This is a genomic window from Rhizobium sp. USDA 4016 (assembly GCF_056279705.1).
Window position 1 is genome coordinate 1,007,470 of sequence record NZ_JBWCCY010000004.1, and the last position, 13,062, is coordinate 1,020,531.

General features: G+C 57.6%; 6 protein-coding genes and 1 pseudogene. 5 read left to right on the plus strand and 2 right to left on the minus strand.

What is annotated here, in order from left to right; genetic code table 11:
- Window positions 1–26 precede the first annotated feature (26 nt).
- The 3 genes from ACZ9DP_RS20115 to ACZ9DP_RS20125 all read left to right on the plus strand — a co-directional run bounded on the left by ACZ9DP_RS20115 (window position 27) and on the right by ACZ9DP_RS20125 (window position 7,821).
- Entirely contained in the window at window positions 27–3,197 is a 3,171-nt protein-coding gene (locus ACZ9DP_RS20115) for a glycosyltransferase (RefSeq protein ID WP_476205424.1), read from the plus strand.
- On the plus strand, window positions 3,194–5,461 hold the full coding sequence (locus ACZ9DP_RS20120; RefSeq protein WP_476203380.1) for a glycosyltransferase family 4 protein: 2,268 nt from the start codon (window positions 3,194–3,196) through the stop codon (window positions 5,459–5,461). Before ACZ9DP_RS20115 ends, ACZ9DP_RS20120 begins: the two co-directional genes overlap by 4 nt.
- Window positions 5,462–6,942: 1,481 nt before the next feature.
- Complete coding sequence (locus ACZ9DP_RS20125; protein ID WP_476205425.1) at window positions 6,943–7,821, plus strand: DUF72 domain-containing protein; 879 nt, start codon at window positions 6,943–6,945, stop codon at window positions 7,819–7,821.
- 550 nt (window positions 7,822–8,371) lie between these two features.
- Here the strand turns inward: ACZ9DP_RS20125 and ACZ9DP_RS20130 are convergent.
- Complete coding sequence (locus ACZ9DP_RS20130) at window positions 8,372–9,298, minus strand: manganese catalase family protein (protein WP_476203381.1); 927 nt, start codon at window positions 9,296–9,298, stop codon at window positions 8,372–8,374.
- 12 nt (window positions 9,299–9,310) lie between these two features.
- On the opposite strand from ACZ9DP_RS20130, the gene ACZ9DP_RS20135 reads away from it, so the two are divergent.
- Complete coding sequence (locus ACZ9DP_RS20135; protein WP_476203382.1) at window positions 9,311–9,571, plus strand: hypothetical protein; 261 nt, start codon at window positions 9,311–9,313, stop codon at window positions 9,569–9,571.
- A gap of 116 nt (window positions 9,572–9,687) precedes the next feature.
- Here the strand turns inward: ACZ9DP_RS20135 and ACZ9DP_RS20140 are convergent, their stop codons facing one another.
- Window positions 9,688–11,577 carry an adenylate/guanylate cyclase domain-containing protein gene (locus ACZ9DP_RS20140; protein ID WP_476203383.1) on the minus strand — a complete coding sequence of 630 codons (1,890 nt, stop codon included), beginning with the start codon at window positions 11,575–11,577 and terminating at the stop codon, window positions 9,688–9,690.
- Between the two features lie 329 nt (window positions 11,578–11,906).
- Here ACZ9DP_RS20140 and ACZ9DP_RS20145 point away from each other — a divergent pair.
- A pseudogene (locus tag ACZ9DP_RS20145) lies at window positions 11,907–12,896 on the plus strand (tyrosine-type recombinase/integrase).
- The last annotated feature ends 166 nt before the right edge of the window (window positions 12,897–13,062 follow it).

Consider the following 13,062-nt stretch of genomic DNA (forward strand, 5'->3'; position numbering starts at 1 on the left):
GCGAGCCGTCCGGGATGGGCGAGCACATGCTTACGCTCGGGCAGGCGCTTGGAACACACTACAAAGTCACGCTAGCGGCTCCGCCGAATTCCGCGTTGCTGACCCGCGCCGTCTGCCGCGGCTTGGCGATCAAGGACGCCGATGATCCCGCGGCATTTGAGGAATGGCTGTGTTCATCAGGTGCGTCGCTGCTTCACATCCATGCCGGCATCGGGTGGGAGGGACACGAGATCGCCCGTGTAGGATGCGTTTGCGGAATTCCCGTCATACGAACGGAGCATTTGCCATATTTGCTGACAGATGCCGAGCAAATCGCGCAATATCATAGATCGATTTTGACAGTTGCCCATCATATCGTAGTTTCCGAGGCATCTCGCAAGAGTTTTGAAAGAAATGGTGTGGATCCGGCTCGGCTGACGGTTGTCCGCAACGGGATATATGCGTTGGAGCGGGGGGAAAGCGACGCAGACGGCATCGGCGAACGCGCGCTTCAATCCCGACCAACCCTGCTTACGGTGGCGCGCTTTTCAAAACAGAAGGATCACGCTGCTCTCGTAAGGGCAATGCCAACCGTTGTTGCAGCCCATCCCACCGCCTTGCTTCTTCTGGTGGGGGAGGGCGAGGAAATGAATGCTATCCAAGATCTGGTCGACGGACTGGCACTTCGCGATCATGTCCAGTTTCTAGGACACCGAAACGACGTTGCCAACCTCATGATGAATGCCGACCTCTTTGTCCTGCCCTCGCGCTTTGAGGGCCTGCCGTTGGCGGTACTCGAAGCAATGTCTGTAGGCCTGACGGTCGTCGCAACCCGAATTGGGGGGACCATCGAAGCCCTTGGCGAAGATCACCCATTCTTGGCTGAGACAGAAAATCCCTCCTCCTTAGCTGATGTTTTGATCGACGCGCTCTCTGACCCCATTCGCGCCAGGTCAATAGGTCAGTCTGGCATGGATCGATTTCACAGCGCCTTTTCAGCGGATCGGATGGCCACCGAAACGGTTGCCGTCTACCAACGGTTTCTCCCCGCCAAAACAGAAGTCGAAAGAGGACATCCTTTCATGGAGAAGACACGGATTGGCTTCATCGGCGTCGGAGGAATCGCGCGCCGCCATCTCGACATTCTTACCGGATTTGACGATGTGGCGCTCGTCGCTTTTGCGGATCCTGATTTAGGTCGCGCAAGCGAAGCTGCATCGCGCTTTGGTGCGAAGGCGTTCACCAGCCACCAGGCAATGCTGGACGACGAAGCGCTCGATGCAGTTTATATTTGCATACCTCCCTTTGCGCACGGCGACGCGGAAAGGGAGCTGATCCGACGCGGCGTCCCGTTCTTTGTCGAGAAGCCTATCACTCTCGATTTGGCCCTAGCTGAAGAACTTGCAGCCATGATTACGGGAGCGAAATTAATCACGGCCGTGGGCTATCACTGGCGGTATCTCGATACTGTAGAGGAGGCCCGCCGGTTGTTGGTGGAAAACCCGGCGCAACTTCTCTCCGGCTACTGGTTGGACCAGACGCCTCCACCCCAATGGTGGTGGAAGATTGATCGATCAGGTGGGCAGATGATCGAGCAGACCACTCATATCATTGACTTGGCGCGTTACCTCATTGGCGAAGTAACGGACGTATATGGTCGTGTTGGCTTTAAAGATCGGTCAGAATTTCCTGGCCTCGATGTGCCCGCAGTTGCGACTGCGACAATGACCTTCGAGTCCGGTGTCATCGCCAACATTTCGTCGACCTGCCTTCTCGGCTGGAACCATAGGGTCGGGCTCAACATCTTCGCCGATCGTCTTGCGATCGAATTGACAGATCATGACATCATGGTCGATGTCGGAGCAGGACGTCCGGTGCGTCAAGCCGAAGGCGATCCCGTCTGGCGCGAGGATCGCGACTTTGTCGACGCCGTGCGCGGGCAAGAAAACCACATTCGCTGTGCCTACTCGGACGCGCTCGCAACGCATCGCATCGCGCTGGCTGTCGCAGCCTCAGCCCGACAAGACGAACCCGTAAAACTCGATCCTCCTGTCTTCGAGCGCAGGCCAATGGCTCCTCTTCAGCATCAATCCCGTAAAGAGGAGCCGCAGAGCCCGCCCCCCGGCCATCGGCGAATTCGTTCGCTGGGCATAGAACGTGCTGGGAAAGCATTCTTTTTGGAATACGAAGAGGGCCCGCCCGCCGACGGCCATATCCGGTTGGAGACGCTGTATAGCGGATTTTCAGCAGGTACCGAACTCACGTTCATGAAAAATACCAACCCCTACTTCCGTTCGAGGTTCGATGGGGAGAGAGGCGTATTTGTGGAAGGCGAGGCTGACCTTCACTATCCAGTTCCCTTTCTGGGCTACATGGAGGTGGCGCGCGTTTCGGAGACACGGGCTGCCGGCTTCGCGAATGGCGATGTTGTCGCGACGACTTTTGCGCATAAGAGCGGTCACACTGCAGACCCCTGCTATGACTTGCTGGTGCCGCTTCCCATCGATATCGATCCCGTGCTTGGAGTGTTCGTCGCTCAGATGGGACCGATCGCGGCTAATGGAATTTTGCATGCCGATTCAGAGGCGTTCGGAAGCAGCGTGCCCTACCTGGGCGCTGGCATTGAGGGACGCAACGTCGTTGTCCTGGGTGCGGGAACGGTGGGTCTGATGACTGCGCTGTTTGCGCAGAAGTGCGGAGCTTCCAACGTCATTGTCGCCGACCCGTCGCAATTCCGTCAGAACAGGGCGCACGATCTTGGCCTCGCCGCGATGGAGGAGGAACTAGTGTGGCAGTACGTGAAGGCGCGTTGGCACAACGGCGGCAGAGACCGCGGTGCCGATGTAGTGTTCCAGACGCGTGCGCAGGCGACCAGCTTGCATACTGCGCTCAAAACGTTGCGCCCGCAGGGAACAGTCATCGATCTCGCCTTTTACCAAGGTGGAGCCCAGGCATTGCGGCTTGGCGAAGAGTTTCACCACAATGGTCTCAACATCAGGTGTGCACAAATCAATCGTGTGCCGCGCGGATTGGGGGCGTCGTGGGACCGATGTCGGCTTGCCGAAGAGACAGTTGGCCTTATGCGGAGCCACGGCTCTGCTATCCGGGACCACATGATCACGCACGTCGTTCCATTTGATGATGCGCCGCAATTCTTGGCCGATCTCGTTACGAACCGGCCGGAATTCCTGCAGATTGTTTTTAAGGTTCAGGAATGAGCTCGCGCAAACAACCAGTCCGAATCCTTTTCGTATTCGCATGGTTAGTCGTTGGCGGTGAAGAGACGGAAGTGCGGCTCCTTGCCCGAAATCTCGATCGAAACCGCTATCGCATTGACGTCGTGGCATGTTTCCACAAACCGAGCATGCCCGATCAGACACACGAGCAGTTAACGGCGTTGGGCGTGGATGTCGATACGACCCCTTACACATTGTCGTTCAAGGATACGATAACCTATCTGGCAACGAAGATCCCAGGCTATGACGTCGTGGTCTCCTGTCAGAATGTCGCCGATATTTACCCGGCGCTTGAACGTATCCACCTCCGCCCGCCGCTGATTGAACATGGCGGGCTGGTGTCGGAGGCGCTTGCGGGGCCGAAGCACTTCACAAGTCGCTACGTCGGCGTCTGTCGATCAATCCGCGATGCCGCAGCCTCCGTGATGCCCGGTCGTGAATTAAGTGCTCTTGAAATCCCGTCGATGGTCGATTTCTCGGAATTTGACGTCACCCGGCGTGCCGAAACCCGTTCGTCACTCGGCTTGGCCGAGGATTCGGTCCTTGTCGGCTGGGTCGGACGGCTTGATCCAAAGAAGAACGTCGAAGACTTCATAGAAGCTGCGGCGATTGTGCACAAGGACGTTGCGTCTGCGCGTTTTGTGATTGTAGGGGGGGCCGACGCGTTCCACCCGGAATATGCGATACAGTTGCATTCGCTTGCTGCTCAGCGGGGATTGGGTGGCGTGCTTTCCTTTCTCGGAGATCGAAAGGATGTTCCCAACCTTCTGTCAGCCTTCGATATTTTTACCTGGCTCTCGCGCGACGAGGGGATGCCGCACGTTCTGGCGGAGGCGGGTGCAGCAGGTCTGCCCGTAATCGCGACGCCTGATAACGGGGCGCTCCAGCAGGTCGAGGAGGGGACTTCGGGTCTCTTCGTGCCCTACAACGATCCCGCCGCTGTCGCTCAGGCCATGATGAAGCTGATCATGTCAGCCGAACTGCGTGCCCGGCTGGGCAAGGCCTTGATGTCAAAAGTTGAAAACGACTACAGCGCCGCTACTATCGTGCCGCGATGGGAAGGTCTTTTTCTGGATGTTCTCAAAGATCGAGCGCGAGCCGGGCCATCTGGTTTGTTCAAATCCTTCATTCAGGGTGGTTTCGAGTGTTCAACGCACCGCCTCCGTCCAGGCGAGGGCGAAACTGCTGGGACGCGTCTCGATGTCCTCGCCTCTACTGGCCACGACTCGCATGCGCGACAGGACTACGATCAACTGAAAGCGCACCGGATCGAAACCGTGCGCGACGGCCTCCGCTGGCATCTTATAGAGCCGTCATCTGGCCGCTATGATTGGTCTAGCTTTCTTCCGATGCTCGAAGCAGCGAAAGAGGTGGGCGTTCAGGTCATCTGGGACCTTTTGCACTATGGCTGGCCAGACGATATCGATATTTGGGGGCGGGATTTTGCGCCTCGGCTTGCAAATTTTGCGGGTGCTGTGGCAGCAGTGGTGCGGGAAAACACGAGCGAGGTTCCGTTCTATTGTCCCGTAAACGAGATCTCGTTTTTGTCGTGGGGTGGAGGAGACGTCGGCTACCTGAACCCTTTTGCAAACGGACGCGGCTTCGAATTGAAAGTCCAGCTCGCGCGCGCTTCTATCGCCGCCATGGATGCCATCCTTCTGGTCGATCCCCGGGCACGTTTTGTGCACTGCGATCCCGTTATCAACGTCATCCTAGATCCGTCGCGACCCTGGGAGAGGCAACTTGCCGAGGGACATCGCCAGTCGCAGTTCCAGGGGTGGGATTTACTAGGTGGAAGGCTATGGCCCCAAATCGGCGGTGCAGATCGCTATCTCGATATCGTTGGGGTGAACTACTATCACAACAATCAGTGGATCCACGGTGGTTCACCGATCGACGAAACCAACGCGCTTTACAAACCATTTAGGACCATTCTGATCGAAACCTATGCCAGATATGGCAAGCCGATATTCGTTGCCGAAACCGGTATCGAAGCTGAAAGGAGACCTGGTTGGATCATGTATGTTTATAGCGAGGTCGTTGCTGCGATGGATGCCGGGGTCCCGATCGAAGGTATATGCTTGTACCCCATCGTAAACCATTCCGGATGGGACGATGATCGACCCTGTCAAAACGGTCTTCTGTCAGCGGAGATTTCTGACGCAACTCGTGTCGTATATCAACCTTTAGCAGAAGCGTTGGAACGTATACAACAAGACGTTATCGGAAGGAGCGGGCGTTCCTAAAGTTAACTTGATAATCGAGGACGGCGCCATCGTCGGTCACATCGAGTTCAGCTTTGTAGCCACGATGGCCACCCAAGACCCCAGAGGCGCGGAGAAGAGGACCGGCCCCACGGTCATACGGGCAGAAGGACGTTCGCTGGAGGTTGCGTTAGTCGTCGAGCCAGGGGTGTGTTTTCCTGAACGGTGATTCGATGAGTCGCAAAGGCTCCGCGCTCAACCGTTCGTGACAAATAGCACTAGCTTGCCCTCTCGAGCTCGCCTACCCGCTCCCGGGCCTCCACGAAGATGCGGCCGTCCGCCGGACCGGCGCCGTGTGGTAGCTTCAGCAGCGATCCATAATCGAAGGACTACCCTCCAGAGCAGCCGGATCGGCATGCACGCTCGTCTGCAAGGATTCCCCGGCTGTTGGAATTTTCACCGACGGCAAGGATTCCGTCCCGCCAGATTGGAAATACCGTTCCGCCGGTCATCGGTCAGGCATCGGGCTTGCGCCATCCCGGATGACGACGTGGTTCCGTCGCGCTTCGATCCTATCTTGCCCATCTTTCCACCTGTTGCTGCCAAGATCGTTGATCGCGTCATTCGTCCGCACTCGGGAAGGCCGGAAATGCGGCTATAGCGTCTGCGCGCATGCCGACGATCAAAATCCGGCTTTGTTCCTGTGGGATGCCGTGTCCTTCGGTTTCCACGCGATGGATCTGTACCATCAAGCGGCCGAACGGGTAGCCCTCCGGACGGGGCGCTCGCGGTGAGTACGCCTCCCAAGGCCAGCGAGAGCTGCTGCCACAGCGTGTCCTGCTAAAAATCGGCTTTCGAACGGCCAGAACGTCCGCGATGCTGTCGCGGTAGCCGGTCGCGGACTCCGATGGAATCTTTCGGCTACTCAGCTCGATGACTTTGGCTTCTGACTGTCGGCCGGAGCTTGCGGGTTGCCGCTGATGCAGACGCCAAGCATTCAAACGGCATCAATCGCTCTTTCTCATCTGGCGTCTGGCTCATTGCTTGCTGCTCGCCGGCCCCTTCGATCGCAGCTCCGATCCTGGCGCTTTTCGCCGTCCCCGCTGGCCGCATTTACTATCCGGAGCAGACCCACACGCCAGGGAGAACTCGGCGCCTTTTCGAACCTTTCTTTCGTTAAATGGGAACAGTTGCGCCAAATCGAGGTTGAGGAGCAGAGAGCATTTCCTTTTCATAAAGGAGCTCAAAATGCCACCTACAAGCGGACCACAGACAAGCAAAGCCGGCTCGAAGTCTGGCGGCAGCAAAAGTGCTTCGACAACAGCTCGAGTTCGACCGGCAGCACGGCTATTCATACGAGCCGCATGCCAAAGCTGGCGAACAGAGCCATAAAAATTCGAAGTGAGATGGCCAGAGCATTCGCGGGCTCTGACTCGCTAGCGGATCGGCCGATGCCACCGTACGACAGGATTTAGGTGCTGAAGGACCCAACCAAGTCGACCAAGGGGATGAGCTTGGCGGAAATGATATTGGACGATATCGAGAGACGACGGGCGCGCCGCGCGGAGCGCCGAGAAAAACAGCGGCTAGCGAATATCGATCGCGCAGTGAAAATGCATCAAGTCCGGATCGCGAATGAGCACAAAGCGGCAGTAAGACCCGCCGGCGGGCCATCGAATGCTGTCCATATTGGTTGTTCGGGTTGGTATTATTGGCATTGGAAAGGCCAGTTCTATCCAGCAGACGTTCCTTCCAGCGAGTGGTTTTCGCTGTATGAACAACAATTCAAGTCTGTTGAGTTGAACGCTCCCTTTTACTCCTGGCCGACCATTGGGACGGTCAAAACCTGGCTGCGTCAGGCGAAGAGCGACTTCATTTATACGATCAAGGTGTGCGAGCTCATCACCCATATCAAGCGGTTTGAGAACACGGGCACCCTCATTAAAGATTTCGGTTACATCGGCGATCTTCTTGGGGACCAAATGGGATGCTTTCTCTTTCAGCTCCCGCCAAGCGTCCGCTTCAGCCCGGAAACCTTACAATTGATCTTAAGCCAACTCGATGAGCGCCGACGCAACGTGGTTGAATTCCGGCACAAGAGTTGGTGGAACGACGATACCTTCAAAGCGTTTCAAGCCGCCGGCGCGATATTTTGCTCTTGCAGTGGTCCCCGCCTTCCAGACGAGCTGGTAAGGACTGCCGATGATATCTACATTCGTTTCCACGGGACGACGCGTTGGTATCGTCACGACTACAGTGAAGCAGAGCTTAGAGTATGGACCGACCGCGTAAGCCAAAGCGGCGCGAAAAGAGTTTGGGCATACTTCAACAACGACCGTGATGGCAATGCGATCAGGAACGCAAAGCTCTTTACGAGGCTTCTGCACCCCTCGGGTAGCTAGCTTCCAAATCGACACTCCCGAGGCGGGGTTCACGTCCATTCCACGAAGTGGGCCGGCTCCGTGCCACTGTTCGCTATTGCCTTCAAGCTGACGGACCTTCTCAAAAAGCTCGCCATCGATGATCGCCGCACATGAATAACCTTGACCATCAATTTTGGGTTTTACCTCGTAGTCACCACCGGAAAGCGTCATTTCTCGTTGCCGCTCGGGGTCGTGATCTGTGTAGATACGCCACCCTTTCCTGTAGGGATCGGGTCGCGGTCGGAGGGGGCGACGTTCCGATGCTGGATTACTGTTAAACGTTCCACTTCCTGCCGGGATGTTAGCGACGGGTCAGCGCTTGTAGAAGCTGTTGGCTCCGCGTCGCCATGAATGCTTTCCAAAAGGTTCACGGCATCCTCTTCCGGGGTGGTGTTTCGGATGCAGTTTTGACGCTCGTTTGGCTTTCTTGCTTACTCACTCAACGTGACCAATCGGCGGTCCGCGAAGGCACGACCACCCCCTCGCGGACATCAATGTCCGATGTGCCACACCGGGAAGCCTAGATCGTTTAACGAGACTTCTTGTACAGCTTCTCAGCGATCTCGAACATCTCCTCCGGCGCGTAGTCCGGGGTGAAGGCTGATGGCACTCCTACGAACTGCTGGATCTTACCGCCTTCCGGCATGCCTTCAACAACTTCGAGCTCGCCGGGCGGATCGCCAGGGAGCGCGACTTCGTCATTGCTCCAGATGCCGGCTATCTCCTTATAGTCCTTGGGGCTCCAGGTGTAGAGGCGGCGATGCGATCCCTCGTCAAGGTACTTCTGGCATTCTGGAATGTTGGCCAGCGGAATGTTCGGGCACGGTAGGAACTTCTCTATCTCGACGCCCGTGATCTTCTTCAGCGCAAGAGCGTAGGCGTGGGCATGAACCGAACCGCGCACCAGCAGGTAGCCGCAGACTTCGCGGCCGGTCGGATCGTTCAGCGTCTCGAAGACACGCAGCTTATGAAGGCGTGCGCCGCATTCCAGGTGGAAGTTGTGAAGCAGGTCGACGACAACGTTACCCGTCGTGGTGATGAAGTCGTTATTCCAGGACACGCCGTTGCTGTTGACCGGCATCGCACCGCCGCCGCCCGAAAGGAAGGCCGCTGCCAGACGGATGTCTTTCATATCTTCGAAGGGCGCTCCGGAGATGTCGCCGCCGTCGCCGGCGTCTCCGTCAGGGATGTCAGGACCATTGTTAAGCATGGCCACGCCGTTGCTGACCAATTCGACGTGGCCAAGCTCTTCGGCGGTGATGCTCGCGACCAGGCTGTAGAAGGGCTGGAGCTTTTCTTTAGAGCGGAAATTGAAACTCTGGAACATGTAGTTTCCGAGTGTGGACATCTCGCCATACTTTCCGCCAAGAAGCTCTTGAAGAGCGGCGGCGGCGTTCGGATCGGCCCGTTTCGGGGCAGGCAGCTCGGCCTGGAGCTGGTCGACTCGCATAAACATAGGATCGTCCTTTTGTTGGAGACCTACGGCGAACCACAACCAGAGCCGATTGTTCCTTTAAGTTTTTTCGATGGTGCCTCTGACGTCGGTGTGCTGGATAAAATCTGCATCTACCGCAAGAAGATCAACGTCTCGACCGTGCTGACCGGACAGAAACTGGGCTCGGCAACTTCATCACTAGGATCTGGGATATATCGAGTTGTAGCAAGGGACTTTGCAAACCATCGACAACCCGTTCGGCACGAGATTGTTGTTGCGCCTATTGATTTCTAAGATCACTTCCCGGAGCCGAGTGTCTACTTTGCGCCCCATATCTGGGCTTTCGCGGTCAGTGAAACGAAGGTCGCGTCTCGGACCCTTTGAGACGTTTGTCATTCGTGGCCGCCATTTTACGGCGAAGCACACTCCGGCAGGCGCAGCGGCTTCTTTATCTTCGCGAGCTCTTCCGCCTTGGCGCAGTCCGGGAAGGCGGCGAGCCGCATGGTTTCGATCAACCGCTGGCGCTCCGCTTCATTGAATCCGGGAATATTGACAAATCCCTCGACCGTCAAATTGGGAAACCGCCTGAGTGCGTCCGTTACTGAGACCTTCGCCTCTTCAGTTCGGCCAAGAGCCGCAAGCGCGCCAGAACGCATCACCCAGTGTTTCCTTCCATAGTTTTCCGGCGTCAAGCGGTCCAGCATCCGCAGGGCATCCTCATACCGGCCCGCCATGAAGTAGGCGTAAGTGAAAATCCTGGCGCTCCACATCGGAAAAGCGGGGTTGAGACTGACCGCCTTGTCGACCAGTTGCGCGCCGCGCTCAGGCTCGCCGAAGGTCGAGGCCCAACCGATGTAAAAAGTCAGAACCTCGAACTGGCCGGGAGCAAGGCGCAGCGCTGTGTCGAACTCTGCCTTGGCGCGCTCGAATTCGCCTCTGTCACCTAGAGTGATGGCATAAACAGCATGCGCCTCGGCATCGCTCGGATCGAGCTGGACGGCGCGCTCGGCAGCGTCGGTAGAGAGAGCCCGGTTATTTTCGGGTTCGACGCCGAAGTTGAACAGGAACCCGTGGGAATGGCTAAGTTCGACCCAGGCACGGGCAAGGCCAGGGTCCAATTCGACCGCGCGGGTGAGCAGCCTGACGGCCTCCTCGACATCCGCCTGATTGACTTGCTCGAGTTTTTCGGTGCCGAGCAGATAAAGTTCGTAGGCATTGAGATTCTCGGGCGGCTTCCGGTGGGCGGTGATGCGGCCCGCCTCCTGGACCAAACCTGCGCCGCCGCCGAGGCGGTTAGAAATCTGCTCGGAAATTTCGATCTGGATTGCGAACAAGTCCTCGTCCGGCCGGTCCCAGCGCTGCGACCAAAGATGTTTGCCCGTTTTGGCGTCGATGAGCTGCGCCGTAATTCTTACGCGGTCAGACTGACGCTGGATGGAACCCTCGACCACAAATCCTGCGCCAAGCGCCTTACCCACTTCACTCGGCACGGCGGGTTTGTCCCGGTATTGTTCAGTCGAGTTACGGGCGATCACCTGGAATTCAGGGAACCCCGCCAGATCGGTGATTATGTCCTCAATGAGGCCATCGGCGAGGCGTCCGGTCGCCTCGTCGCCGCCATAGTTATCGAACGGCAGCACCGCTACCGACGGTTTGCCGCTTACTGTCGCAGTCGGCCACAATTGCCAGACCGTTCCGGCCAGAACCAGAATAAGGACTGGCACGGCTGCTGCTGCCCAAACCCAGCGCGGAGGCGATGACCGCGCTGGTTGGCGTGGGGCTTGTCCCTCAAAGATGACGCGGAAGGCCTGCACCGGTTCGGCGATATTCTTCACCTTCTGCTCGCCCATCGGCTCGAAGCCGAAAGCCAGCTTCTTCTCAACCTCCCTGGCGACCTTCGCCGAGACACAGATGCCGCCCGGGTCTGCCAGTTGCTGAAGCCTGGCCGCGACATTGACGCCCTCGCCATATCGGTCCTCGCCCTCGACGATCACCTCGCCGAGATTGATGCCGATCCTGACCCGAATCCGCTGGTCCTCGGGAACGGCGGCATTCCGTTCTGCCAGCCCGCGCTGCAGCGAGACGGCGCATTCCACGGCGTCCACCACGCTGCCAAATTCAGCGAGCATCCCGTCGCCCATAAGCTTGAAAATCTGGCCGTGATGGCGGGCAATCTCCGGCTCAAATAGTTCCTTGCGCCCCGCACGAAGGCGCTCGAATGTGCCAGCCTCGTCGCGTTCCATCAGCGCGGAATAGCCCACGACATCAGCAGCGAGGATGGCGGAAAGCTTGCGGTCCATTGGCTCGGCCCACCTCACAGGATTATAGGACTGGTCGCACTTAAATGATACTCCCGACCTCAACAGCGCTTCAGGGGAACCCGTGTTTCATCCAACACTTCTACTGAACGCCGCAGGCAGTCCCTCGGTGTGGAATGCCCATGCGAGCCCGATTGTTCGTGTGCCTCCCGCAAGTCGCTTGCAATGTGAGGACCGTCGTCGAACGCAGCCCCACGGACCGGTGTGGGTGGCGAAGCGGCGCATGGCCTAGCCTTAGCCTAAGTCCATTTCCGCAAGTTTCGAGACATTCGAGCTTGCCTCCGGCTTGACGCACGATGGGACGTCGTCGAATGAGCAGTCCACTTCCTCGCCTTGTCGAGCACTTTTTCACGCAGCGGCTTATACGTTAGCGCAATGTTAGCCCTCATACGGTCGCTTCCTACCGAGATACTTTCAAGCTCCTGCTACGTTTTGCGCACCGCAGAACCGGAAGATTTCCATCGTCCCTCCGGCTCGAGGATTTCGATGCGGATCTGGTGGTCGCGTTCCTGAATGACCTCGATAGCGAACGACAAGCGAGCCCTGCGACACACAATCTTCGCCTCACGGCCATCCGCGCCTTCTTTCGCTACCGTGCTTTTGAGGAGCCAGCCTATAGCGGGCAGATACAGCGCGTTCTCGCGATCCCCGGTAAGATCGGATCGAAGCGCGAGGTCCAATTCCTTGTCCGCAGCGAGATTGAAGCAATTCTGGTATCTCCCGATCGGCGCACATGGGCAGGTCGCCGTGATTACGTCTTGTTGCTCACCGCCGTGCAGACCGGCATGCGCCTCTCGGAACTCGTCGGCCGCGATCGCAGCGCGGTGACGCTCGGAACGTCAGCCAGCATTCGGTGCTTCGGCAAAGGTCGCAAGGAGCGAGTCACGCCAGTCACCAAGATGTTGAACTCTGCGTTGACGATCTGGATCAACGAGCTACGTGCAGGTCGTTGCGACATCCTTTTTCCGACAGTGCATGGGTCGCGGATGAGCTCGGATGCAGTTCAATATTTGTTGGCGAAGGATGTTAGGAAGGCGTCTGAGCAATCCCTGAAGGCGAAGCGCGTTTCACCGCATGTACTCAGGCACAGCGTGGCAATGGAGTTGCTCGACGCCGGCGTGGATAGCACGGTGATCTCGCTCTGGCTTGGCCATGAATTCACGCGATCAACGCAGCCGTATCTACATGCCCATCTGGCAATCAAAGAGGCGGCAATCGCGAAAGTCGATCCATTCAATGATCGACCCTACCAGCGGTTCAAGGCAGACGACAAACTTCTATTGTTTCTTGACCGGCTCTGACGAGGGTTTCGATGTCGCGGCGCGTGCCGCGACATCGATGATCTGGCGCACCTAGTTCCGTTCAAAGCACTTGCCAACTGTCGGCCCAAAGCGGCCAATCACTCAGCTAAATATAGTGTCGGCTTCGCGCCTTGTCGGCCGTTCGAAGGCGGCGATAGACATTCTC